The organism is Achromobacter sp. SX5 (assembly GCF_056711425.1).
The window spans coordinates 2,356,368-2,380,871 of the sequence record NZ_CM160041.1; the positions used below are offsets into that span (position 1 = coordinate 2,356,368).

Annotated in this window: 23 protein-coding genes and 1 pseudogene; 7 read left to right on the forward strand and 17 right to left on the reverse strand. The window is 67.9% G+C overall.

Going from position 1 to position 24,504, the window contains the following annotated elements; all coding sequences use genetic code 11:
- Positions 1-50 precede the first annotated feature (50 nt).
- From AC1M14_RS11170 to AC1M14_RS11210, 9 genes and pseudogenes are all read right to left on the reverse strand, one after another.
- Complete coding sequence (locus tag AC1M14_RS11170; RefSeq protein WP_479731579.1) at positions 51-1,031, reverse strand: Lnb N-terminal periplasmic domain-containing protein; 981 nt, start codon at positions 1,029-1,031, stop codon at positions 51-53.
- 58 nt (positions 1,032-1,089) lie between these two features.
- Positions 1,090-2,484, reverse strand: coding sequence for an HdeD family acid-resistance protein (locus AC1M14_RS11175; RefSeq protein ID WP_102772018.1), 1,395 nt, complete (start codon positions 2,482-2,484; stop codon positions 1,090-1,092).
- Between the two features lie 242 nt (positions 2,485-2,726).
- A pseudogene (locus AC1M14_RS11180) lies at positions 2,727-4,118 on the reverse strand (FAD-binding oxidoreductase).
- Positions 4,119-4,338: 220 nt separating this feature from the next.
- Positions 4,339-5,640 carry a UDP-N-acetylglucosamine 1-carboxyvinyltransferase gene (locus tag AC1M14_RS11185; RefSeq protein ID WP_102772016.1) on the reverse strand — a complete coding sequence of 434 codons (1,302 nt, stop codon included), beginning with the start codon at positions 5,638-5,640 and terminating at the stop codon, positions 4,339-4,341.
- Between the two features lie 149 nt (positions 5,641-5,789).
- Complete coding sequence (locus AC1M14_RS11190) at positions 5,790-6,149, reverse strand: cupin domain-containing protein (RefSeq protein ID WP_102772015.1); 360 nt, start codon at positions 6,147-6,149, stop codon at positions 5,790-5,792.
- 34 nt (positions 6,150-6,183) lie between these two features.
- Entirely contained in the window at positions 6,184-7,449 is a 1,266-nt protein-coding gene (locus AC1M14_RS11195; protein ID WP_102772014.1) for an NAD(P)/FAD-dependent oxidoreductase, read from the reverse strand.
- A gap of 35 nt (positions 7,450-7,484) precedes the next feature.
- Complete coding sequence (locus AC1M14_RS11200; RefSeq protein ID WP_111824858.1) at positions 7,485-8,777, reverse strand: MFS transporter; 1,293 nt, start codon at positions 8,775-8,777, stop codon at positions 7,485-7,487.
- Positions 8,778-8,861: 84 nt separating this feature from the next.
- Entirely contained in the window at positions 8,862-9,476 is a 615-nt protein-coding gene (locus AC1M14_RS11205) for a helix-turn-helix domain-containing protein (RefSeq protein WP_102772012.1), read from the reverse strand.
- A gap of 95 nt (positions 9,477-9,571) precedes the next feature.
- The gene (locus AC1M14_RS11210; protein WP_479731580.1) at positions 9,572-10,354 is read right to left on the reverse strand and encodes a DUF899 domain-containing protein; all 783 of its coding nucleotides are present in this window, start codon (positions 10,352-10,354) and stop codon (positions 9,572-9,574) included.
- A gap of 177 nt (positions 10,355-10,531) precedes the next feature.
- On the opposite strand from AC1M14_RS11210, the gene AC1M14_RS11215 reads away from it, so the two are divergent.
- On the forward strand, positions 10,532-11,011 hold the full coding sequence (locus AC1M14_RS11215) for a VOC family protein (RefSeq protein WP_102772010.1): 480 nt from the start codon (positions 10,532-10,534) through the stop codon (positions 11,009-11,011).
- 33 nt (positions 11,012-11,044) lie between these two features.
- Positions 11,045-11,434: a VOC family protein gene (locus AC1M14_RS11220; protein ID WP_479731581.1), complete on the forward strand. Its 390-nt coding sequence runs from the start codon at positions 11,045-11,047 to the stop codon at positions 11,432-11,434.
- 15 nt (positions 11,435-11,449) lie between these two features.
- Here the strand turns inward: AC1M14_RS11220 and AC1M14_RS11225 are convergent, their stop codons facing one another.
- Positions 11,450-12,385 (reverse strand): DNA/RNA non-specific endonuclease, encoded by a 936-nt coding sequence (locus AC1M14_RS11225; protein ID WP_479731582.1) that lies wholly within the window; start codon positions 12,383-12,385, stop codon positions 11,450-11,452.
- 147 nt (positions 12,386-12,532) lie between these two features.
- Here AC1M14_RS11225 and AC1M14_RS11230 point away from each other — a divergent pair, with 147 nt between their 5' ends.
- Positions 12,533-13,690, forward strand: coding sequence for a GGDEF domain-containing protein (locus tag AC1M14_RS11230; RefSeq protein WP_479731583.1), 1,158 nt, complete (start codon positions 12,533-12,535; stop codon positions 13,688-13,690).
- Here AC1M14_RS11230 and AC1M14_RS11235 read toward each other — a convergent pair whose 3' ends face one another.
- Positions 13,691-14,539 (reverse strand): hypothetical protein, encoded by an 849-nt coding sequence (locus tag AC1M14_RS11235; protein ID WP_479731584.1) that lies wholly within the window; start codon positions 14,537-14,539, stop codon positions 13,691-13,693.
- 82 nt (positions 14,540-14,621) lie between these two features.
- Positions 14,622-16,901, reverse strand: coding sequence for a DUF3604 domain-containing protein (locus AC1M14_RS11240; protein ID WP_479731585.1), 2,280 nt, complete (start codon positions 16,899-16,901; stop codon positions 14,622-14,624).
- Positions 16,902-16,995: 94 nt separating this feature from the next.
- On the opposite strand from AC1M14_RS11240, the gene AC1M14_RS11245 reads away from it, so the two are divergent.
- The 3 genes from AC1M14_RS11245 (at position 16,996) to AC1M14_RS11255 (ending at position 19,877) form a co-directional block, all read left to right on the forward strand.
- On the forward strand, positions 16,996-17,922 hold the full coding sequence (locus tag AC1M14_RS11245; RefSeq protein WP_102772004.1) for a LysR family transcriptional regulator: 927 nt from the start codon (positions 16,996-16,998) through the stop codon (positions 17,920-17,922).
- 113 nt (positions 17,923-18,035) lie between these two features.
- On the forward strand, positions 18,036-19,004 hold the full coding sequence (locus AC1M14_RS11250) for a Bug family tripartite tricarboxylate transporter substrate binding protein (protein ID WP_479731586.1): 969 nt from the start codon (positions 18,036-18,038) through the stop codon (positions 19,002-19,004).
- A gap of 108 nt (positions 19,005-19,112) precedes the next feature.
- Positions 19,113-19,877 (forward strand): hypothetical protein, encoded by a 765-nt coding sequence (locus AC1M14_RS11255; RefSeq protein ID WP_479731587.1) that lies wholly within the window; start codon positions 19,113-19,115, stop codon positions 19,875-19,877.
- A gap of 13 nt (positions 19,878-19,890) precedes the next feature.
- Here the strand turns inward: AC1M14_RS11255 and AC1M14_RS11260 are convergent, their stop codons facing one another.
- The gene (locus tag AC1M14_RS11260) at positions 19,891-20,313 is read right to left on the reverse strand and encodes a hypothetical protein (protein ID WP_479731588.1); all 423 of its coding nucleotides are present in this window, start codon (positions 20,311-20,313) and stop codon (positions 19,891-19,893) included.
- 115 nt (positions 20,314-20,428) lie between these two features.
- Here AC1M14_RS11260 and AC1M14_RS11265 point away from each other — a divergent pair, with 115 nt between their 5' ends.
- On the forward strand, positions 20,429-21,178 hold the full coding sequence (locus AC1M14_RS11265; protein WP_479731589.1) for an SDR family oxidoreductase: 750 nt from the start codon (positions 20,429-20,431) through the stop codon (positions 21,176-21,178).
- An 11-nt stretch (positions 21,179-21,189) separates the two neighbouring features.
- Here AC1M14_RS11265 and AC1M14_RS11270 read toward each other — a convergent pair whose 3' ends face one another.
- From AC1M14_RS11270 to AC1M14_RS11285, 4 genes are read right to left on the reverse strand one after another with little or no spacing between them, the layout of a single operon-like run.
- The gene (locus AC1M14_RS11270; protein ID WP_111824867.1) at positions 21,190-21,963 is read right to left on the reverse strand and encodes an HpcH/HpaI aldolase family protein; all 774 of its coding nucleotides are present in this window, start codon (positions 21,961-21,963) and stop codon (positions 21,190-21,192) included.
- A gap of 8 nt (positions 21,964-21,971) precedes the next feature.
- On the reverse strand, positions 21,972-22,754 hold the full coding sequence (gene hpaH, locus AC1M14_RS11275; protein WP_102771999.1) for a 2-oxo-hept-4-ene-1,7-dioate hydratase: 783 nt from the start codon (positions 22,752-22,754) through the stop codon (positions 21,972-21,974).
- A complete protein-coding gene (locus AC1M14_RS11280) occupies positions 22,744-23,631 on the reverse strand; it encodes a fumarylacetoacetate hydrolase family protein (protein WP_111824869.1) in 888 nt (295 codons plus the stop codon). The genes hpaH and AC1M14_RS11280 overlap by 11 nt, the downstream gene beginning before the upstream one ends.
- Positions 23,628-24,500 (reverse strand): amidohydrolase family protein, encoded by an 873-nt coding sequence (locus AC1M14_RS11285; protein WP_102771997.1) that lies wholly within the window; start codon positions 24,498-24,500, stop codon positions 23,628-23,630. Before AC1M14_RS11285 ends, AC1M14_RS11280 begins: the two co-directional genes overlap by 4 nt.
- Positions 24,501-24,504 lie beyond the last annotated feature (4 nt).

A 24,504-nucleotide genomic window follows, 5' to 3' on the forward strand; every position in this document is an offset into this window, starting at 1 on the left:
CCGCAGCCGATATCGGCCCGAACGTCCTGAACGGGATGGGCTGCCTGCTGCTACACGCCAGGCACGCCGCGCCGGATGTTGCGCGAGAAGTCGGCGGCGTCCGCGGTTGCGCGGGCGCGGTCCGTGTAGTGGCCGGCCTGCCGGTACGCCTGCGGGCTGTCGGCGCCTTCCAGCGCGCCCAGCCGGTACAGGTATTCGGGCAGGTAGCCCGACAGCAGCAGCCGGTAGTCCATCGGCAGCCCCGGCACGATCTGGTCGGCCAGGCGGTACACGATGGTGGTGCAGTTGGCGGTCAGGGTGTTGTAGAAGCGCGGCTGGCGCACCAGCTGGTTGGCCGTGTCCACGTAGGACAGCAGCAGCTTGCGCGCCGCGCCTTCGGGCATATGCACCCGATACAGGTAGCCGTCCTCGCCGCGCACGTTGGTGCGCACCCGCAGGCTGTCCTCCTCGGAAGAGGCCAGCACGGCCAGTTCGTACCGGCGGAAGAAGCCGCCGATCTCCGAGAACGTGTCGTTCAGCTTGCGCCGGATCTCCACCGAGAACACCAGGTACTGGCCGTCGTCGAAGCCGAACGACACCATGGCGTGGGCCACCGCCGGCCGGCCCCAGTAGGACAGCAGCAGGTCCACCGAAGCCAGGCGCGACAGGTCGTAGACCCGGGTTTCCCAGCGCGGATCGAAGTCGGTGCGCGAGCGCCACTCGAAATTGCGGACGTTGCGCAGGGTGAGGATGTCGCCGTCCACCGCGCCCTGGGTCTGGCGGGCCACCTCGGGCATCCACTGGCGTTCGTTCGACGGCCGCACGCCCAGCTTCCACCAGGCCAGCAGGCCCAGCAGCAGCGCGCCGAAAAACGCGGCGGGCCGCCAGGCGTCCCAGGCCAGGCCGGCTAGCGCGGCGGCGCCCAGCGCCAGCCACAGGGCGGCCACGACGCCCCGCGCGCGCGGGCCCAGCGGGGCCTGGAACCACAGGGCGAGCGCGCCCCAGCCGGCCCCGGCCAGCACGGCCAGTCCGATGGCGATCTGCGCGATCATGGCCGCGGCGCGAGGGCGGGCAAGGGCGCGGGCGGGCGGAGCAGGCGGGCCGCGTCCGTCATTGCGCGCCCTGCGATTCGGCGCGCGCGTTGCGGGCGACGGCCTCGCGGTCCTGGCTGCGCCAGCCGGCGCGCAGGCGCGCCATCTGGCGCAGCGCCTGCTGTGACATCTTCCACCAGCCGAACGGACGCGGATCGGCCAGCATGCTGAGCGCGCGCGCATAGTCCAGCGTCAGGCCCGGGGTCCAGGCCATGGTCAGGGCGCGCTTGCGGATCTGCCCGGCCACCCAGAGTTCGGGCGTCAGCAGCAGGCGCAGCAGCACGCGCCAGCCGGCCTTGGGGCCATGCAGCCGGCCCACCACACCGTCCAGCGCCGCCTCCAGGCCGTTGGACACCGAGCTGGAGCAATTGCGGTAAGTCAGGTTGTAGGTGGTGTTCTGGCGGTATTCGTCCCAGAACGCCTGCAGCTTGGCGGCGTCGTAGTTGCGGATGCGCACCTGCACCGTGGACGGGCACCAGGCCTTGGCCTCGGTCGGGTAATCGGGCTGGAACAGGCCCGGCACGTTGTTGTCGGCGGTGGCGCGCAGCAGCATGCCGAACTGCTCGGGAGAGCGGTCGATTTCCTTGGCCGGATACAGGCTGATGTAGATGCCTTCGGGCGATTCCATCGCGGCATGGCCGGTGGACACGACGCCGTTGAGGTCGACGGCGGCGATATACCGGTCCACCACCGGATAATTGCGGGTTTCCGCCTTGGCCGAGCCGGACGGGGTCCAGACGTGGACCGTGAGCGCGCGCTCGGAGGCCGCCGGCGGGCCGTCGAAAACGGTTTGCGGCGGTGCGTCGTCGCCGCGCGTGGGCATGAAGGCCGGATCGGGATTGGCATGCAGCGCGGGATTCGAATCCAGGCGCCGCGTGCGGTGGGCCAGCGCCAGCAGTTTCAGGCCCGCGAACGCGAGGAACAGCCCCAGGCAATAAGGCACCGTGCCCACGTAATTGGTCGGGTAGGGCTGGAAAAAGAAAATCGCCAGCAGTATTTCGGCCACGCCGGAGGCGAATACATAACGCCAGCGCTCATAGCGCACCACGTAGGCGGCGGTGCATTGCAGCAGCCCGTCCACCAGGAACAGCAGCCCGAAAATCATGGACAGCAGGAAATGCCCGTGATGGTGGCCGGCCAGCACCAGGATGCCGGCGGTCAGCACGATGATGCCCTTGGCGTAGCGCAGCACCCGCTGTCCGCCCACGCCCGATTTGGCGATGGCCAGCGTGGCCAGCCCCTCGATGATGAAAAGGCCGGCGAAGAAATTCAGCGGAAAGTAGATGGCATTGTCCAGCGCATCGATGAACACCACGATGCCGGCGATCAGGAATATCCAGCCGATAATCATCAGGGCGCGGGCGCGTTTGCGCATATATTCCACGCCCAGCAGCAGCAAAACCAGATGACCCATTGTTCTCAGCGCTCCTTACGCATTTATCGGGGGAGGGACATGGTGGATTTTTTTCCGCCGGCGACTGCGTTTTTATTACAGGGCAGAATCGCCCAAAAATAAGGGCCGGGGCAATTCCCGTCAATGAGATATTTTGCCAGACACGTTAATAATTGTTGCGCGCCTTAATGCCGCGGCGTCGCGGCAATAATCGGTCGCGCCCGAACGCGGTGCGGGCGTCCGGGCGCGGACCGAGGGCGCCGTCAGGCCGCCGCGGGAGGAATGTTCTGGTTATGCCGGAACAGGTTGTGCGGATCGTAGCGGGTCTTGGCCCGCACCAGCCGTTCGAAATTCGGCCCGTAGGCGGCGCCCAGCCGATCCGGTTCGTCCTACGTCAGGAAGTTCACGTACACGCCGCCCTGCGCATAGGGCTGCGTCGCGCGAAACAGCGCGCGCGCCCAGGCGATGCAGCGCTCGTCGTCCTCGGGCGCGTCCCAGCGCCCGTGCACGTTCATCGCGAACTGCGCGGCGCGGTGCGGATAGGCGGTTGCCGCGACGGGAACCTGCATGGCGACGCCGCCGATATAGCCCAGGAAGATCTCGCACTGCGGCGACGGCAGCGTTTCGACCGCGCCGATGAGCGCGTCGATCAGCCCGTCCTGCAACTGGCCCAGGTTGTGCGACTTCCAGTAATTGCGCGAACCGGGCGTGAGCAGGGGATCGAAGGCCTGCTGCCAGGCGGTATAAGGCATGGGACCCAGGTGTTCGCCATAGGGCTGGCCCCAGCCGCGCACCGCCTCGACCGCTGCCAGGCCCCGGTCCGGATCGCCCGAATAGCAGATGGCGAAGGCCAGCATGGGCTTGCCGTGCACCGCTTCGGGCAGAAACGGCAGCGGCGGCGCCAGCCGCAGCACCGCCCACACCGTCAGTTCCTCCGGCATGGTTTCCAGCGCCTCGCGGTATTGCAGCAGCGCCTGCCGGCCCTGGGCCAGCGGCAGCACCACCAGGCCGCCGTACACGATGGGGCCGACCGCGTGCAGCTGGAATTCGAACATCGTCACCACGCCGAAGTTGCCGCCGCCGCCGCGGATCGCCCAGTACAGGTCCTCGTTGTCCTGCGCGCTGGCGTGCAGCAGCTGGCCGTCGGCGGTCACCACGTCGGCCGAAACGAGGTTGTCGACGGTCATGCCGAACCGGCGGGTCAGCCAGCCGAAGCCGCCGCCCAGGGTCAGGCCCGCCACGCCGGTCGTCGAATTCACGCCCAGCGGCACGGCCAGGCCGAAGGCCTGGGTTTCGTGGTCCACGTCGGCCAGCAGCGCGCCCGGCTCGACATAGGCGCGGGCGCGCCGCGGATCGACCCGCACCGACTTCATCGCGGAGAGGTCGATCATCATGCCGCCGTCGCAGACGGCGGTGCCGGCGATGTTGTGGCCGCCGCCGCGCACGGCCACCACCAGGCGGTTGCGGCGCGCGAAGTCCACCGCCAGGCGCACGTCCGCGGCGCCGGCGCATCGCAAAATGACCGCCGGGCGGCGGTCGATCATGGCGTTCCAGATTCTGCGGGCGTCGTCGTAGCCCGCCGCGTCGGGGGTCAGGACCTGGCCCCTCGCGGACGCCCGCAGGGCGTCCAGCGCGTCATTGGAGAGTTTGCTCATCACACACCTCCTTGAAGGTGCTGCTTCGTAGACTGCGTCTAAAAACGAGCCGTCTCAATCTGCGGGGCGCGACATGGCATCCGCCTCCGGTGCAAGGGGCCATGACCCTGGAGTGCCACGCTCCCGGCGCGTCGCGCCGGGAGTAAGTCGGCGGGCTCCCGTTACGCGTAATGGAGCGTGTGTGTCTGCAAAGTATAGGCTTGCGCCGGCCCGCCGGCAGCTATTCTTCGCTGGTCCATTCCACCTGCACGCCCAGGCTGCGCAGGTTTTCCACGAAGCGCGGATGGGCGCGGCGGATAGGCGTGGCGTTGCGGATTTCCGAGCGGCCCCCGATGCTGCTGGCCACCATGAAGAGCGCGATCGCGACCCGGATGATGTAGGGGCTTTCGACCACCGCCGGCGTCAGCGGACGGCCGCCGAAGGTGATGACGCGGTGCGGGTCCGACGAGAACACGTGGGCGCCGAACTTCGACAATTCGCCGGTCCAGCCCAGCGCGCCGTCGTAGACCTTGTTCCAGAACATGGCGTTGCCCTCGGCGCACACCCCCAGCGCGATGAAGATCGGTAAAAGGTCCACCGGGAAGTAGGGCCAGGGCGCGGCCTCGACCTTGGTCAGGACGTTGCTGGTGAAGGGCGTCTGCACCTTGAGCGGGCCCTGGCGCAGCGCGCGCGACCAGCCGTTTTCATGCACGATCTGCACGCCGAACTTGGCGAAAGTGCGGTCGATCAGCGGGAAGTTGCCCGGGGTGCTGTTGCGCACCACCACGTCGCCGCCGGTGATCGCGCCCAGCGCCAGGAACGTGGTGATTTCGTGGAAGTCTTCCTCGAAGGTGAATTCGCCGCCCTTCAGGCGGGCGCCGCCGCGCACCGTCAGGCGCGAGGTGCCGATGCCGTCGATGTCGGCGCCCATCATCGCCATGAAGCGGCAGAACTCCTGCACGTGCGGCTCGGAAGCCGCGTTGGTCAGCGTGGATTCGCCCTGCGCCGCCGCGGCGCACAGCACGAAGTTCTCGGTCGTGGTCACCGAGGCGTAGTCCAGCCAGTGATGGGTCGGGCGCAGGTGGCCGCTGGCGCGCACCAGCAGCGAGCCGCTGGCCCGCTCCACCTCGCCGCCGAACGAGCGGAAGATGTCCACGTGCGGATCGATCTCGCGCACGCCCAGGGTGCAGCCCTTGACGTTGTCTTCCAGCCGCGCCACGCCGAAGCGGGCCAGCAGCGGCGGCACCAGCATGATGGACGAGCGCATTTCCTCGGGCAGCCGGTGGCGGGCGGCGTCGAAGGCCGTGTCGCGGTGGTGCAGGTCCAGCGTGCGGGTGCTTTCGTCGAGCCGCACGTCGCTGCCCAGCGTGCGGAAGATCTCCAGGATCTTGCGCACGTCCGTGATGTCCGGCACCCCGTGCAGCCGCAGCGGCTGGTCGGTCAGCAGCGTGGCGCACAGCACGGGCAGCACCGCGTTCTTGTTGGCCGAAGGAGTGACGCGGCCGCGCAGGGGCGTGCCGCCGTGGACGATGAGATTGGACATGGATGGCCGGGCAGGAGAAGAAAAAAGCAGGGGAATTGTACTGTCGGGCCGCACGACGATGCCTTCGGGGACGTGCTGACGACGGCGCAGGCGCCGAAGCTGCCGCTGGCCGGGGGGCGGGGATGCCCGGGCGGGCCGGGCGTTCGTGCTTAGCGGGTGACGCTGATGAAGTAGATTTTCTTGACGGTCCGGTCCACTTCCCAGCGGCCCGAATAGCCTTCGGGCATGACGAAGGCATCGCCCACGGCCAGCGCATGCACGGTGCCGTCCGGATCGACCAGGCGGCAGGCGCCCTCGACGATGTAGCCGAATTCGATATAGCCGGCATTGTTGGCCTGGAACGTGCCCGCCGTGCTTTCCCACACGCCGGCGCGCGCCGTTTCGTGGTCGAAGGCCTTGACGCTGAGGAACGACGCGTCGCCGGTGAGCGGCTGCTTGGGTTTGCCGGGGACCGGATCGACCATCGGGCCGCCGTTGAAACGGATCAGTCGGGCATTGTTGTCAGGCACTGCATGTACTCCATGAACGGGGTGAAAAAAGGGGTCAGGCAAAGCGCGACAGGCGGAAGGCGGCCGGGTCCACGGTGGGCGTCCTGCCCTGGACCAGTTCGCTCATCAGTTCGCCGGCGGCGGGGCCGATGCCGAAGCCGTGGCCCGAGAAACCGGAGGCCAGGAAGAAGCCCGGCACGGAATCCACGGCCGACATGACAGGCAGGGCGTCCGGCGTGACGTCGATCATGCCGGCCCAGGCGCCGGCCACGCGGGCGGGCGCGAAGGCGGGGAAGGCCGCCTTGAGCTTTTCCAGCGCGGTGGAGATGGCCGCCATGCCGGCCTGCGGGTCGAGGATGCGGTGCTGCTCGAACGGCGTGGGCGCGTCCAGCGCGAAGCGCCGCGGCATCTTCAGTTCGTCGATGAAGCGCCGTCCGACGCGCAGCTTCAGGTACTTGCGCTCGGCCATCCAGGCCGGCAGGAACTGGCGCATCAGGCGGATGCTGTCGGGCGTCAGGTCGGCCGTGGAGGCGCCGAGCTGCGAAACCGTGTAGCCGCCGTCGGCGCGCTTGCGGCAGGTGAAGTCGCCGCCGTTGATGGCCAGATCCATGCCGGTCTCCAGCGGCGTGGTGCGCAGCACCGAGGCGTGCACCTTGAGTTGCGGGAACGACACCCCGCTGTTGCCGCAGAACAGGCGCGACCATGCGCCGCCGGCCAGCACCACGGCCGCCGCGCCGACGGCGCCGCGTTCGGTGACCACGCCGCCGACCCTGCCGGCGGCCAGGTCCAGGCCGCGCACCGCGCAGCGTTCGAATATCTGGCAGCCCGCCGCGCGCGCCAGGCCGGCGATGGCGGCGGTGGCCAGCTGCGGCTCGGCCACGCCGTCGTCGGCGTTGTAGAGGGCGCCGGCCCAGGCGCGCGCGCTCTGCGCGCCGAGCAGGGCGGGCAGGTCGGCGGCATCGACCAGCCTGGCGGGCACCGCGTACGGGCGCGCGGCTTCCAGCCATTTGGCGTGGCCCTGCATATCGGCCGCGCTGCGGCCCAGGTAGGCGAGGCCGCGCTGCCGGTAGCCCACGTCCGCCTGGGCCTGTAGCTCGCGCCACAGGGCGTTGGCGCGCAGCGCCAGCGGCAGTTCGCGGTGGTCGCGCCCGACCGAGCGTATCCAGCCCCAGTTGCGCGAGGACTGTTCGCCCGCGACTACGCCTTTTTCGAATACGGCGACGCGCAGGCCGGCGCGGGCCAGCGACCAGGCCGTGCTGATGCCGATGATGCCGCCGCCGATGACGGCGACGTCCACGTGGGAGGGAATGCGGGTGTCCATGAAACGGATAGCGCCTGTAAGAGGTTGGCGGGAGTTCAGCGGACCTTGGCGCGCACGCTGGCCAGCGCGACGATGGCCACCAGGCCGATCGCGATCAGGTAGTAGGCGGGCGACATGATCGTGCCGGTGCGCGTCACCAAAAAGCCCACCACCACGGGCGTGACGCCGCCGAAGAAGGTCTGCGACGCGACGTACGCGATGGATACGCCGGTGGTGCGGCAGGAGGTCGGGAACAGCTGCGCCAGGAGCGAGCCGACCGGCGCGAAATAGAAGCTGTAGAACACCAGCGACATCAGGCACTGGAACAGCACCAGCGAGCCGAACGAAGGCGCGCCGGTCAGCATCCTGAAGGTGGGCACGATGATGATCAGCCCCAGCACCAGGGCGGCGGCCATGGTCTTGACCGCGCCGTAGCGGTCGGCGGCCAGCCCGCCCAGCATGGGCAGGAAGGTGCACACCAGGCCGCTGCAGATCGAGGCCACGAACGCATCGTCCTTGGAAATGCCCAGGTTGTTGATGGCGAAGGTCGGCATGTAGATGTTGAGATAGCTGGCGACGTTGCCGGCGGCCACGATCAGCGCGCCCAGCAGCAGGTAGCGCTTGTGCAGGCGGAAGGTCTCGCGCAGCGGGGCGGCGCGTTGCGCCTGCTCGCCGTCGAATTCGGGCGTTTCATCGATCTTGAAACGGATGTAGAGGGCGACGGGGCCGATCAGGCAGCCGAAGACGAAGGGCAGGCGCCAGCCCCAGCTGTCGATCTGCGCTTCGGTGAGGTAGTGGTTGATGAAGTAGGCGAACAGCGCCGACACCACCAGCGCCAGGCCCGTCGTGGAGAACTGCAGGCTGGCCAGGAACGCCTTGATTCTGGGATTCTGCTCGGTCAGGTAGGAATTCGCGGTGCCGAATTCGCCGCCCGCGGAAAAGCCCTGCAGCAGGCGGCCGGCCACCAGCGCCACCGGCGCGAGCGCGCCGATGGTGGCGTAGGTGGGAATGAGCGCCATCAGCGCCGTGCCGATCAGCATCAGCGTGGCGGTCAGCGACAGCGCGGCCTTGCGCCCCTTCTTGTCGGCGTAGATGCCCAGCAGGACGGCGCCCACCGGGCGGATCAGGTAGGAACTTGCGAAGGTCAGGAAGCTGAACAGCAGGGCGGTCTGCGGGTCGTCGGAAGGGAAGAACAGCCGCGAAATCGGCAGCGCGAACAGCGCGTAGACCAGCAGGTCGTACCACTCGAAAAAGGCGCCGATGTTGGCGGCCACGATGTCGCGCAGCTTGCCTTTGCGCGCGGGAACGCGCGCCGGGCGCGCGCCGATCGATGCTGAAGACGAGTTCATTGCGGTGTTATCCCTTGGATGGCCGCGTCGCGGCCTTTTATTTGTCGGTATGGGCTGGAATGCGGTGGAGCAATGGAGAGGGGGTCAGACGTAGAAATGGTTGCTGTTGACGACCAGGAAAACGGTTTTCTGGTCCCAGCCGTTTTGCCACCGATAGGGGTGGCTGCCGGAAAAGCCATAGCTGTCGCCGGCCTCCAGCAAAAAGGATTTGTCGTCGACGAAGATCTGGAGCTTGCCGCTGAGCACGTAGCCGATCTTGTCGCTGGCCTGCACCAGGAAGCCGGGGTCGGAAGCCGCGCCCGGCTCCAGCTCCATCAGGAACCCTTCGAGGGTGGCGCAGCTGCTGGGCGTGATGCGGTACTTGGTGACGCCGTTGTTGCCCAGCTTCAGCGGCTTGCGCGCCGCGACCCTGACCGTGAATTCGTTCTGCTCGTCGCTGACCGGGCCGCTGGGGGCCGGGGCCAGCAGGCTGGCCCCGTCGATGCCCAGGGCGTGGCAGATCGCCCGCAGGCTGCGCATGGACGGCGAACTGAGGCCGCGTTCGACCTGGCTGATCAGCGCGATCGACATGTCGGCCCGTTCCGCCACGTCCTTCAGTTTCAGGCCTTGCTGCAGGCGCGCCGCGCGCAGGCGTTCGCCCAGGGCCTTGTCGTGTTCGTCGGCGGCGTTCGGGCTGTCTTCGGGCTTATCGGATTTCATGAAACTCTGGTCTGTTTTTCACTCTCAATGAAAAAATAATAGGGAAATTTCACTTTTGCCACAATACGGGATCGGGAATACCCCTAGAAGGGGGCTTACTTGTTCTTGTTGCGGAATGCCGCCTCGCCCGCGTCCGATATTTCCACCCACTTCCGGTCGGGCGCCGCGCCCTGGACATAGCTGTCGTGCCAGTTCCACCACTTGTACGTCGGGGTCTGCGGGTATCCCTCGGGCGAATCCTCCCAAGTCTCCTGGCGGCCCAGCGGCGTGATGTCCAGGTAGTTCCAGGTGCCGCCCATCTGTTCGTCGCCGCGGTTGTTCAGGAAATACGTGCGGAAGATGCGGTCGCCGTCGCGGAAGAACACGTTCGTGCCGTGCCATTCGTGCACGCCGAAATCCTTGTCGAAGCCATCGGTGAGCGTGAACCACGGCATCTTCCAGTCCATCCTGGCCTTGAGCCGCGCGATGTCTTCCTGCGGCGCCCGCGAAACGAAGACCAGGGTCGTGTCGCGGGCGTTGAGATGCGCCAGGTGCGCCACCTGGTCGGCCACCATGGAGCAGCCGCGGCATGCGTGTTCCGGCCAGCCGTAGACGCCGGGCTCGAAGAAGGCGCGGTAGACGATCAGTTGGCGGCGTCCGTCGAACAAGTCGGACAGGCTGAGCCGGCCGTGCGGGCCGTCGAAGGCGTAATTGGCGTCCACCTCCGTCCAGGGCATGCGGCGGCGCTCGGCGGCCAGCGCGTCGCGGGCGCGGGTGTGGGCTTTTTCCTTCACCAGCAGCCGCTGGCGCGCGGCCTCCCATTCCTGCGGCGAAACCACCGGGGGTGTGCGCATGGGGGATGCGGCGGCGGGGCTGGGGTTGTCGGTAGGGGCTGTCATGAGCGGGTTCCTCCTGGGTTGGATGTCCGTGGGAACAGTGTGGCACCGCACATCCTGCGCCGGGAGTAACAAATGTGGCGGCATTGCGCCCACAACATTTTCCAAAGCTTGGTAACGCTTGCCGGACCGGCATCGCGGCTATGCTGCACCTACCGGGACTTCGTCAGGAGAGCCGCCATGGCCAGCAAGAACACGATTTGCCTTTGGTACGACCGCGACGCGCTGGAAGCCGCGCAGTTCTACGCCCAGACCTTCCCCGACAGCGCCGTGCAGCGGGTGCTGCGCGCGCCGGGCGACTATCCCTCGGGCAAGCAGGGCGACGTACTGACGGTGGAATTCACCGTCATCGGCATTCCCTGCCTGGGCCTGAATGGCGGGCCGGCCTTCAAGCACAGCGAAGCCTTTTCATTCCAGATCGCCACCGAGGACCAGGCCGAGACCGACCGGCTGTGGGACGCCATCGTCGGCAACGGCGGGCAGGAGAGCGAATGCGGCTGGTGCCGCGACAAGTGGGGCCTGTCCTGGCAGATCACGCCGCGGGTGCTGATGGAGGCCATCGCCGACCCCGACCCGGCGGCGGCCAAGCGCGCCTTCGAGGCCATGATGACCATGCGCAAGATCGACATCGCCGCCATCGAGGCCGCCTGGCGCGGCTGAGGGCGCGCCTGCGCAAACCACGGGAGCGACCCCATGAGAATCAAGCTCAACAGCATCTTCGTCGACGACCAGGACAAAGCGCTGCGCTTCTACACCGAAGTGCTGGGCTTCCAGAAGAAAAACGACATCCCGATGGGCGCGGCGCGCTGGATCACGGTGGTCTCGCCTGACGGCCCCGCCGATCTGGAACTGGTGCTGGAGCCCAACAGCCATCCGGCGGCCAACGCCTACCAGACCGCGCTGAGGAACGACGGCATTCCCGTCACCGCCTTCGAAAGCGCGGATCTGCAGGAAGACGTGCGGCGCCTGAAGGAAAAAGGCGTGGCCTTCACCGTCGACCCGACTCCGGCCGGCATGGTCGCCATCGCCATCTTTTCCGACACCTGCGGCAACCTGATACAGCTGTACCAGATGAACGGCTGAATCCGGCCGCGCGCCTCAGCCGCCGGCCGGCAGCAGCTTCAGCCCCGTGCGCCGCACGAACTCCTCGTAGCTGATCGGCGGCCCCGCGCGGGTGCCGGCGGCGTTGGCCTGCCAGTGCACCCAGGAGCGGCCCGACGTGGCGTCGTACACCACCTTGTACAGGTAGCTGGGCACCGCCACGCCCGAACCGATGGTCTGCGGCCGTTCGCCGTATACCGGCCCCGTGAACACGTACACGTCGCCGGCGGCGCGCATCACGTACTTGCGGGTGTCCTGCTCGATGGCGCTCCAGGCGCCGCCGTTATGGATCTGGTTCTGCGGCACCATGTTGGCCAGCGAAAAGCTCTGCGCCATGGCCTCGGGCGTGGACATGTCGCCGGCCGGCGCCATGTGCCCGCGCGAATAGCCCGAGCCGCGGTAGTCGTCCAGCTCGGCCCGCTCGGCGCGCGGCAGCCGCGCCTCGGCGTAGAACCTGTCGGTGCGCTGCAGGCCCTGGGCCTGCGTCAGCATCCGGAGGTTCAGGCGCTCGGCCACGAACACCGGCGTCTTGGTCTGGCCGTCGTGCAGGATGGCGAAGGCCGAAAAACAGATCTCGCGCAGCTTCTGGCTGCCCGGCACTTCCGGCGGGCGCGAATGCGGAAAGAACTGCCGGCACTCGGCGAACATGGTCTGGGCCGGCGCGCCGGCCGGCGCGGCCGTGGGCGCCGCCCGTTCCTGCGGCTTTGCCGTCCGTTCGTGCGGCAAGGCCGGCCAGCCCAGCCGGTTCAGCGCCTCCTGCACCGGCGCCGGAATCCGCCACTGCGGATTCAGCACATAAGTGGCCGCGCCGAAACTCGCCAGCGACGAGAACAGCAGCGCTTTCAGGAACTTCGGGAATCGGCCGCTGGAACGGGCCGTGGACCTGCTGGTGGAACGTTTCTTCCTGGGAGGGGCTTTCTTCGCGCGCGTCATTACTACCTGTGAGCTACCGCCCGGCCGCGCCTACGACCGGCTTGGCCTGCGATTGTAGATGAGCGCGCGCCCGCGACCCGGCCGTAAGCCGGCCCTTGTAGAATTTCGGCCTGCCGCGCAAAAGCCGCGCCATACCCAACGTCTCCGATGTACGTCGATCTCCTCACCCTTTACTTCATCATCATCGGAACCCTGCTGGCCACGGCCGGCCTGACGTTCTGGGAGCATCGCACGCATCCCCGGCGCAGCCGCTCGCTGCGCATCCTGGCGGCGGGCTTCGCGACGCTGGCGCTGGGCTGCACCGCCGCGCTGTTCCGTAGCCGCGTGCCGGGCGGGCTGGGCTCGGCCGCGGCCAACCTCATCGTGCTCAGCGGCTATCTGCTGGTCATGAACGGCGCGGCCTCGCTGCGCGGCAGGCGCTACCGCGCCGCCTCCTTCGCGCTGCTCATCGTCATGGCGCTGATATGGGCGGCGGCCGGCGAGCGGGGCGAGGACCTCGTCTGGAAATACGTCAGCGCATTTCCCATCGCGCTGGTCAGCGGCATGACGGCCTGGCAGCTGCTGCGCTGCGACGAGCTGAAGGCCTACACGCCCTTGCGCATCGCCGCGGCGGTGACCGGCGTGCACGCGCTGATCTACGCCGCGCGCGCCTGCCTGCTGCCGTGGTGGGTGGCCGGACACGGCCCCGGCATACACCTGACCGCCAGCACGCTCACCATGTACGAGGGCGTGCTGTATTCGATCCTCCTGCCCATGACCCTGCTCAAGCTGGTGCGCGAGGAAACCCACGGCCAGCTCCTGCGCGAATCGCAGACCGACTACCTGACCCGGCTGGGCAACCGCCGCTGGTTCTTCGAGCAGGGCGCGCGCCTGCTGCAGGACGCCGGAGCCCGCGCGCCGCTGGCCGTGCTGGCGTTCGACCTCGACCGCTTCAAGGCCATCAACGACCGCCACGGCCACCAGAAAGGCGACCAGGTGCTGCAGGCCTTCGCGGAAACGGCGCGCGCCGTGCTGGGCCCCGACGCCATCCTCGCCCGCATCGGCGGCGAGGAATTCGCCGCGCTGCTGGCCGGCGACGCCGCCGGCCGCGCCCAGACGCTGGGCGAATCCATCGCGCAACGCTTCGCCGGCGCCATCGCGGCCCAGGCCGACGGCATCGCCATGTCGGCCACGGTCAGCATCGGCCTGGCCCGCTACGAACGGGCTGCGCCGCCGCTGGCCGAAGCCCTGGCCGCCGCCGACCGAGCGCTGTACAGCGCCAAGGAGGCGGGCGGAAACCGGCTGGTGGCGGCGTGGCAGGCGTAGTCAATCGTCGGTGAGCGGGGTTCGCAGCTGATCGTTCAGGACGGCGGCGGACGGGCCGCTCAAGCGCATGGACCGGCCCTCGGTGGGTTCGATCACCACATTCCCGCTTACCGGGTCGAACAGGATCACCGTGCTATCGGTGGAGGCGACATGCCGGCCTTCGGCAACCAGGGCGCCGTCTTGCCAGAGGGACAGGCAGGGGGTGATCTTGGTCTTGTATTCCTGCGTGGACGGCGAGGCGTTGAGGTTGAACGGGTTCAGTCTTTCATTGCGGCCTCGTATCGGGCTGCAGAATTCCGCGGATACGACCCAGGTGTCGAAGTGCAGCAGCGCACCCTTGTATCCGGCGTAGGGAAGAATGACGAACACGGTGATTGCCATCTTCATCAGGATAATCAGCAGCCATGGAACGGCTGCGCCTATTGCCAGCGGGGTGAAGCTCAGCGCCTGCCTGCGCAGCCAACGCAGCGCCCCGGCGCCCGGCAGATTCGACAGCGCGCGCCACGCCCGGCCGCCTGCCTTTACCGCCTGATGGCGTACCTTGGGAGTACGCGCGGCGATGGCTATCAAGGTCAGCGCGAGTCCCACGCCCGCCATGACGTAGACCAGCCAGCGAAAGTTCTCGGTCTCGTGCAGCTTGTCCGCCATTTCCATCCAGCCGGTGAGCGCATGGCGGGACAGATGCAGCAGGTCCAGCGGCGAGCCGTAAGTCAATTCGGCGGGAATGCCAAAGCGGGTTTCGATCGCATTGGCGGCGCCATAGCCCAGCAGCGACAACGCGACGGCGCCCGCCAGCACCGCCGACGGCACGCCTATCGCCAAGCCATGGATTGCGCCTTTCTCTGCCATACCCCAACTCCTGTCGTCTTAAAAGGATGTGGGGTATTTACGGTAGTTTCGTCGCAAAGAAAAGCCCGAAGGGCGGATATCGCTATTTTTCGCGCGTTCCCGATACGTTCGAGACGCGCTCCACATAGATCGGGCTGGAGTAAATGAAAAACCCGTCTTCGGTGGTGATGCGCAGGTACACCGCATTGTCGGGACCCATGTGCAGCGGCACACGAACGCGCCCCTGCATGCGCCGCGCCGGATTTTCGTCGGGCAGGCGATAGACCTGCAGCCGGCGCCGGATGCCGCCGTTCTCCACCACCACCGGCTCCAGGCCGATCCGGTCGACGGCGATCTCGGTCTGCACGACCGGCGTGTCGATCTTCAGCACGCCGGCCTGCGGATCGCGCAGTCGCACGTCGATGCCGCTGAAGCCGCCGGTGGTCAGCGAGCGCCAGCTCAGCATGTCGGGCCGCGGCTGCTCCAGCGTCTTGTCCAGGTTCCAGAAATTGATCGGCTGCGGATCCACGAAGGCGTTGCCTTCCAGCGTGGCGCTGCCGTCCCACACCGTCTGCCGGCCGCGGCCGCGGTACTCCGATCCTTCCCACACGATGCGGATGCGGCTGCCCAGCGCGGCCTCGTCGTAAGGCGTGAGCGTCTGCACCACGTCCATGCGGTTGCGGACCTCCACGCGTTCGATGGGGCCGTGGGTCAGCACTTCGAAAGAGAACTCCAGCGCGTCGCCGTCGTAGGACAGGATGGCGCCCATGTCGGCTTGCGAGACCGGCTCCAGCGTCACTGGCGCGCCCAGCTTGGGATCGTCGGAATAGCGCCGCGCCGGCCGCTCGAAATGCGCCTGCACGTCCAGATAGGCGCGACAGCCGGTGGTGGCGTAATGGCGGCGCTGACGCAGGCATTCGGCGATGGATTGGCGGGTCAGCCGGTCGGCGATCAGGCAGCTCAGGCCGCCGTATGCGCCGAACAGGGACGCGCCGGGGTGGCTGGCGCCATGCCGGCCCTTGTGCCCGTCGCTGTTGGCCAGGATGCCCACGCGGTAGCCCAGCCGGAACGCATCCTCCAGCAGCCACTCGAAAGTGCCCCAGTCAGAATGGATCTCGATCGAGCGTTCCAGCCGCGCGTCGTGCGAGCGCGTGATGTCGGCGTAGCGCCCGCCGATGTGGGCGAACACCACCACGTCCTCGTCCTTGAGCGCATCGAACAGCGCGTCGGCGTCGTTGGCGTCCAGCGCCAGATCCGACAGATCGTCGATCAGCGCGTGCGAGGAGCGGTGGATGGGGCGGCCCTCCTGCAAATACAGCACGTTGCGGTCGCCGCCCAGACCGGTGTTGCCCGACCATTCGTAGCCGGGAAAGATGATGAACGCGCCGTCCTGGTTGTACTTGGCCGTCAGCGCGTTCAGGTGTTCCCAGAACGGCGTGGTGATCTGGAAGTCGTTGCCCTGGTGGCTCATGACGTCCAGAAACGCGCGGTCGCGCGCGAACAGGATCAGCTCTTCCGCCGAATTCGTGCCTATGGTTTCCTCGGACTGTCCGTGCAGATCAGCCCAGTAATGACCGCGCCTGCCGTCGCCGGCCGGCACGATCCGGCACGGCGTGCTGTGCGCCACCGGCACCCCGTCGCGCAGCACCTCGATGCGCAGTTCTCCGGGGGCCTGCGCCATCAGCCCTTCGAGCCGCAGCGCATGCTGGCCCTCGCGCATCGCGAACGAGGCGGGCAGGCCCTGCAACGGCAGGCTGCTGCGCAGCGTGAACTCGCCCGAAACGCGGTCGCTGGGGTTGCCCCACTTGTCTTCGCCCTTGAAACCGAGGCTGAACGGCTCGCCGGCCGCCGCCTGGCTCGGCAGGATCGCCTTGTACGCGACCGGCGGGCCGGCCACCACGGCGATGGTGGGGGAGTTCTCCAGCTCCACGTAGTTGTAGGTGGCGAAGGCGTCCACCAGCACCTTGAACTCGAAGGTCGGTTCGCTGAAGGTCTGCACCCGCATGCCGGGCGAGCCCTGCCGCGTGTCGCCGAAACGCACCACGATGCGGTCGCCTTCCTCCAGATAGCCGCGCACCACCCGGATGAACAGCGTCTTGTCCCAGGGCCGGATGTTGCGCTTGCCGTCGTACTCCACCTGCAGCACCGCGCCGTTCGAAGCCTCCACGGTGGTGTAGTTCCAGCCGTCGGGCCGGTCGAACTGCGGCTTGCCCATGTCGCTGGCGAAGCGGTGCACGATCTTGATCGACCCGGTGTCGTCGATGCCGAAATAGCCGGCGGTATAGGTCAGCGTGAACGAGGCCAGGCTGCCCGCTTCGAAGCGGCCCGACGGTTCGACGACGGCCGATCCCATGCGGTCGGCGGCGTAGGAGGAGTGCGGCATTGCGGTTCCGTGCGCAGGTTAGGGAAATCCCATCTTAGGGAGCGCTCGGGCATGTAGCTATAGTATGGAAACTATTCCATCATGACGTCATGGCATGTCAGATCCGGTCGAATCCGTCTCGCTGCGCCAGCTGCGCGCGCTCGTCGCGATAGGCGAAACCGCCAGCTTCACTGCAGCCGGCGAACGCCTGGGGCTGTCGCAGCCCTCGGTCAGCCACCTGATCCGCCGGCTCGAAGCCGAGGTCGGCCAGCCGCTGGTCGTGCGCGGCCGCGAGGTCTCGCTCACGCGCGACGGCCAGGCCATGGCGGACGTGGCGCGGCGCGCCATCCTGGCCATCGACAGCGCTATCCAGGAAAGCCGCGAACATTCCGAACTGAAGCTGGGCAAGGTCATGGTCGCGGTCGGCCACGTCACCGCCGCCACCTTGCTGCCGCACGTGCTCATGGAATTCCATCAGCGCCACCCCCAGCTCGACCTGATCGTGGTCGACTGCATGGTGCAGCAGATCCGGACCCGGCTGCTCTCGCACGAGGCCGACGTCGGCCTGGGCGCCGTCATGCCGGACGACGACTCCCGCATCATGGTCGAACCGCTGCTGGACCGCGGCGTCGCGCTCTTCGTGCGCGCCGACCATCCGCTGGCCCGCTTCGAGGAGGTCGACGCCAAGGTGCTGGCCGAACTGCCGTGCATCCAGCTCAATCCGGAAGCCCCGCCGTGGCTCAGCATCAGCCGGCGCCTCATCGCCGCCGACATCTACCCAAGGGTGGAACAGCGCGTCGTGCTGCTGTCCACGGCGATAGGCCTGATCCAGGCCGGCATGGGCGTGGCCATGCTGCCGCAGATCGCGCACGGACAGATGCCGGCCGGCATCAAAAGCATCGCGCTGCGCAACCCCAGCCTGGAATGGCCGATCTCGATCGCGCGCCAGGCCAACTACCCGCTGTCTCCCGCCGCCCAGGCCTTCGTCGCCGTGGTCCGCTCGGTATCGCAGCGGCTGCGCCGCGAAGCCGCCATGCCATGATGGCATGACGCTATAGCACCCCGCCTATTCTGCGGGCGGGCCACCTCGGATACGCTGCTTCGCATCATGCAATGCCGCATGGTTTCCACAGCAAGCACCACCGCGGAGGCATCATGAAAGCACTACTGGCGGCCCTCCTGGCCTTTGCGGGGTTCGGCGCCATGCCGGCCGGCGCCGCGCCGTTTCCCGAACGTCCCATCACCCTGGTCGTGCCGCTGGCGGCGGGCAGCACGGCCGACATTCTGGCGCGCGCGGTCCAGCCCGGCTTGAGCCAGTTGCTGGGCCAGACCGTGGTGGTCGAGAACCGGCCCGGCGGCGGCGGCCAGATCGCCATGAACTATGTGGCCAAATCGGCCCCCGACGGCTACACGCTGGTCCTGGGATCGAACAACACCTGGGCCATCAACCTGGGCCTGTTCTCCAAACTGTCCTACGACCCCACCAGGGACTTCGTCCCGGTGGCCTACCTGGCGGGCAGTTCCAACGTCCTCATCGTGCCGGCCGACAGCCCGTACCGCTCGGTGCGCGAACTGGTCGCCGCCTTGAAGGCCCAGCCGGGCAAGCTGATGTATTCCTCCGGCGGCAATGGCACCACGCACCACCTGTCGGCCGAACTGCTGCTGTCCATCACCGGCGCCCAGGCCGCCCACATTCCCTATCGCGGCGCGCCGCAGGGCGTGGCCGCCATCATGGCGCACGAAGTCGCGTTCGCCTTCTACAACACCCCCAGCGTGTCCGGCCTGGTCAAGGAAGGCAAGCTGCGCGCGCTGGCCGTCACCGGACAAGCCCGGTCGCCGCTGCTGCCGGACGTGCCCACCATGATGGAGGAGGGCGTGCCGGGTTACGTCATCACGGTGGACCTGGGCCTGATGGCGCCCGCCGGCACCCCGCCCGACGTCGTCGCCAGAATCAACGCGGCCGCGCGCAAGGTCATGGATGGCGACGAACAGCGCCGGCGCCTGCAGGCGCTGGGCTATGAGATCTTCCACGACGGTCCGCCCAGCGGGCTGGCGGCGTTCATCCAGGCGGATATCGCCAAATGGGTGCCGTTGGTTGAACGGTCCGGCGCCAAGGTGGATTGACGCCCGGTTCCGACGAGGTCCTCGTCGCCATGTTAAAAAGGCGCGCCCGAACCTCGAACGAACGCGTCGTCCATGTCCGAACACCACCAGTTTCTTTGCCCACGCGATATGCATTTGCCGCCGCCGGACTGGCGCGCGCTGGAAGCCAGGCTGCTGGAAGGGGGATACGTGCTCGAACCGCGCGGCGACCGCATCCCGTATCGCGCATTGCTGAACCTGAGCTTCGGCCTGGCCGGCCTGAACGAAGGGTCGTACCAGCACCGGGACGGCCTGCGCACGACGGGCGACGTGATCGCGATGTACGTGCAGGCGGGACACCTGCCGGCGGACCTGCCCATACGCCATAACGACACCATGGAAGAGGCGCTGGCGCTGCTATCCCAGCGCGGTATCGTGCCGGGCGACCTGTATCTGGACAACGAGGGCAGCGATTGGAACAGCCCGCAATACTGCCTGGGCCCGGCGGCGCGGCCGTACCTCAACGCCGACACGCGCGCTGCCTATGACGCCGACCCCAGGTATTTTCCGCTGATGCTGCTGGCTTATGACGGCCCCGCGCCGCACGTGGCGGTCGGCGAAAACCTTTCCGAGCCCAGCCTGCCGGGCTCCGACGAACTGCTGGAGTCCATGCCGCCGTTCGACTCGCACGTCGACTTCATCGGCGCCGCCTACGAAGACCCGGCCGCGCAATGGCATTGCCCGCAAGATGGCCGCGACTACCGAATCCTGGAACTGGACTGGCAATACAGCCTGGCGATGGGCTTTCGCCTGATCCGCACCGAAGGCCTGGATGACGGCAGCGCGCGCGGACTGGCGGGGCTGATGGAGGCGCTTGCCGGGCAGCCCATGGTTTGCAGCCACCGCCATCTGTAGAGACCTGCTGCCTTTATTCCTCGTTACGCCAGGCGCTACGCCGCCGCGATCGCGGCTTGGGTATCACCCCCAGCCGCGGATCGCGCGCCAGCGCAAGCCCGACCAGCTTCTGCGCGATCGCCTCGAAAGACTCGTCCGTCTGCGGCAGGTACAGCCACTTGCCCAGCACGGGATGCGGCTGCAGGGCTGGCAGCTCGGCCATCAGCGCCGCGTGCCGTTCTTTCGACGTGCACACCAGAATGCCGCTCCACGGATCGTCGCGGTCCGCGGCCACCAGGTACAGCGCCTCATCCAGGTAGGCCGCGTCGCAGCCGAACATCTTGCGGTGGGCGTAATTGGCGTCGCGCTCCAGGGGTTCGAGAGTCCAGAGGAGCGAGTTCTGGCGTGCGGGCTGTCGCCGTTTCGGCGGGACGAATGGATCGGGGCGGTTGCGCATGGGGTTTCCGCGTGCGGCTTGCAGGGAGAGCGTCGAACGGGCCGCAAGAACCGGATATCCGTCTCGGCCAACGCTCCGGACAATGAAGATACACCATTCATATCGGAGCGCCGCCATGGGGTTGCTGCAGGATAAAGTCGCCATCATCACGGGCGCATCGTCGGGAATCGGGCGCGCCGCCGCGCTCTTGTTCAGCGCGCAGGGCGCCGCCGTCGTCTTGAACGCCAGGGGTGAATCGGCGTTGGAGGAGGTGGCCGCGCGCATTCGCGGCCAGGACGGAAAGGCGAGCGTGGTCGCCGGCGACGCCTGCCGGCCCGAGACCCACAGACGCTTGGTCTCAGCGGCGGTCGCGGAATTCGGCGGCCTCGATATCGCGTTCAACAACGCCGGCGCCACCGGACCCATAGCGCCGCTGGCCGATATTGCCTTTGCCGACTGGCAAACGACGATAGCGGCGAACCTGCATTCGGCGTTTCTGGGCAGCGCGCATCAGATCCCCGCCATGCTCGAGCGCAAGGGCGGAGCGATCATTTTCACGTCCAGCTTTGTCGGCACCAGCGTGGGACTGCCCGGCATGGCGGCCTATGCGGCCGCCAAAGCGGGGCTGATGGGACTGGTCAAAGGCATCGCCGCTGACTATGGCGACAAGGGCATCAGGGCCAACGCGCTCCTGCCCGGCGGCGTGGACACGGCGATGGCGGGCGACAGCGCGCAGAAGGAATGGGCGGCGGGACTGCACGCGATGAAGCGGATCGCCCGTCCCGAGGAGATTGCTTCGGCCGCCTTGTTTCTGGCGAGTTCCATGGCGAGTTTCGTCACGGGTTCCGCCTTGTTCGCGGACGGCGGGAATGCGGCGGTGAAATGAGGGCAGGTGTGCTAGCCAGGGGCGGCAGCGAACCGCGCCGCGAGCTGGTCGCAGTGCCGCGCCAGGATCGCCGCATCCACGCCCACCGCCGTGTATAAACTTCCCGCGGCCATGTACCGCCGCGCCAGCGTCTCGTCCGGCGTCAGCACGCCGGGCGCCTTGCCGGCCGCGCGTACCCGCCCGATGGCGCGTTCGACCTCGGCGACCACCTTCGGATGCTGCGGTTCTCCGGGATAGCCCAGGCTGGCGGCCAGGTCCGCCGGCCCGATGAAGACGCCGTCCACACCGTCCACCGCGATAATGGCGTCCAGGTTCTCCAGCGCCTCGCCGGTCTCCGCCTGCACCAGGAGGCACAGCTCGTCCTCGCAGCGGCGCATATAGTCGGGCACCCGGCCATAACGCGTGGCGCGCATGGTGCCGCTGACGCCCCGCACGCCGCGCGGCGCGTAGCGCATGCCGGCCACCGCGCTCTCGGCTTCGGCCGCGTTCTGCACATAGGGCAGCAGCAGGGTCTGCGCGCCGATGTCCAGGTATTGCTTGATCTGGACCTTGTCGTTCCACGACGGCCGCACGACGGGATGGCTGCGATAGGCGGCCGCGGCCTGCAATTGGGCCATTACCGTCGGCAGCAGCGCCGGCGTGTGTTCGGTATCGAGCAGCAGCCAGTCGAAGCCGCTGGCGGCAACCAGCTCGGTGCTGTTCGGATGCCCGAGCGTGACCCACAGGCCGGTCTGGTGGCGTTGTTCGCGCAGCGCGCGCTTGAAGGGATTGACGGGAAGTTCCATGCGGCGTCCTAGGAAAAATGGACCGAGATGCTGCCCAGCTTGCCGTAGTCGGCATGTAGCGTGTCGCCGCTCTTGACCGCCACCGTGCGGGTGAACGACCCGGCCAGCACGATCTGGCCGGCGGCCAGGCCGGTATCGTGCTGGGCCAGCTTGTTGGCCAGCCAGGCGATGCCCAGCGCCGGGTGTCCCAGCACGGCGGCGGACACGCCCGATTCCTCGATCACGCCGTTTTTCAGGAGCAGGGCGCCCACCCATCGCAGGTCGATGTCCAGCGGCCGCACGGGCCGGCCGCCCAGCACGATGCCGGCGCAGGCGGCGTTGTCGGCGATGTTGTCGACGATGCGGCGCGGATACTTGCTGCGTCCGTCTATCAGTTCCAGCGCCGGCACCACATAGTCGGTGGCGTCCAGCACGTCGAACAGGCTCACGTCGGGACCCTGCAGCGGCTTGCCCAGCACGAAAGCCAGTTCCACCTCCACGCGGGGCACGATCAGCCTGGCGGTGGGAATGGTCTCGCCGTCCTGATAGAACATCGTGTCCAGCAAATGCCCGTAGTCCGGCTCGTCGATGCCGACCGTGCTTTGCATCGCCTTGGAAGTCAGGCCGATCTTGTGGCCGCGCAACCTGGCCCCCGCGGCGAGTTTCTGGTCGATGATGCGCTTCTGGATCGCATAGGCGTCGGCGATCTCGATGCCTGGAAAAACCTGGTCGAGTTGCGTGGTGGGTACGCCGCTGCGTTCCGCCTCCAGCAGGAGGCTGGCGGCGCGGATGCGGTCGTCTTCATTGAGCATGGCGGGTTCCTTGCGCGGGCGCGGCCGACTCGTCAGCCACAGGGTTGGACAGGATGCCGATGCCGGCCACTTCCACCTCGACCACGTCGCCCGGCTTCAGGAAGCGCGGCGGCGTGAAGCGCACGCCGGCGCCGATAGGGGTGCCGGTGGAGATGACGTCGCCCGGCTTGAGCGTGGTCCAGATGGAGATATAGCGAATCAGTTCGGCGAAGGGGAACATCAGGTTGTCGGTGGAGTCCTGCTGGCGCAGCTCGCCGTTGACGCGCGTGCGCACCGTCAGCGGTGCGGCGGGGTCGAACTCGTCGGCCGTCACCATCCATGGACCCATCGAACCGCTGGCGTCGAAGTTCTTGCCCTGGGTCACGTTGAATTTGCCGTGCCTGACCCAGTCGCGCACCGTGCCTTCGTTCAGGCAGGTCAGGCCGGCGATGTGACTCCAGGCGTCTTGCGCGGCGATGCGCCGGCCGGTCTTGCCGATGACGATAGCGATTTCGCCCTCGTAGTCGAGCTGCCCGGACTCCGGCGGGCGCAGCAAGGGCTCGCCGTGCCCCACGAAAGAGCCCGGAAAGCGCGGGAACACGCTGGGATAGGCGGGCGGCGCGCTGCCGTCCTGGTACTCCTCGTTGCGTTTGCCGTAGTTCACGCCCACGCAGATGATCTTCTCGGGCGCGGGAACCGGCGGCAGCAGGCGCACCTGACTCAGCCGGTGCGTGACCGGCAGCGAGCCGGCCAGGCGCGCCAGGGCGGGCAGGGCGCCTGCTTCCAGCGCGGCGCGCAGGCTGTCGTGGCCCTGGCCATCGAGCGCAACAATCTCGTCCTGGCCGCGCAGGGCGCCAAAGCGCGCGCGGCCTTCATGGGTGAAGCTGAGCAGTTTCATTCGTCGAATCCAAAAAGGCGCGCGGGGTTGTCGACCAGAATCTTCCTGAGCGTGGCGTCATCGCCTGCGTAGCGCGCCAACTGGTCCAGCAGCCTGCCCTCGTCCGGCGTCGCCTTGACCGACACCGGATGCGGCCAGTCGCTGCCCCAGATCACGCGATCGGGGTTCGCGGCGATCAGCGCCTGGGCCAGCGGAATCACGTCGTCCCAGGGCTCTCCCGTGCGCGACAGCTTCTCCGTCAAGGACAGCATCACCCAGAAATTGCCGCGGGCCAGCAGCGATTCCAGGCTGCGCCGCGTGGGATCGGCCGCGCCCGCGCCCGGATCGGCGCGGCCCATGTGGTCCAGCAGCACCGGGATGTCCAGCGCTTCGAACTGCTCCATCTGCGCCATCATGCCGTCGGGCTCCGGCTGGAACTTGGCGTACCAGCCCAGCTCGCGGATGCGCGCGATGGCGCGGTCGAACACGGCCGGCGCCATGCTGATGCCCAGCCCCTGGCGCGTGAAGCGCGCGCCGCGCACGCCCGCGTCGTGCAGCTTCTGGATGTACGCGTCATCGCGTTCGGCCAGCACCACCGCATTCGCGCAGCCGCGGTACGACGGGCCGGCCGCGGCGAGACCGTCCAGCACGACCTGATGGTCGGCGCCATATGTGGTGGCCTGCACGATCACGCCGCGCTCGATGCCGAGCAGCCGGTGCAGGCCCAGCGCCGTCTCGATCGTTGCGTCAGGCATTTCATACGCCGCGCCCGGACGCACCGGATAGCGGTCCGCCGGCCCGAATACATGAAACTGGCTGTCGCACGAACCCGGCGGCAAGCGATACGCCGGCGCGGTCGGATGGGTATGGAAGTGTTGGTATTGCGTCATCGCC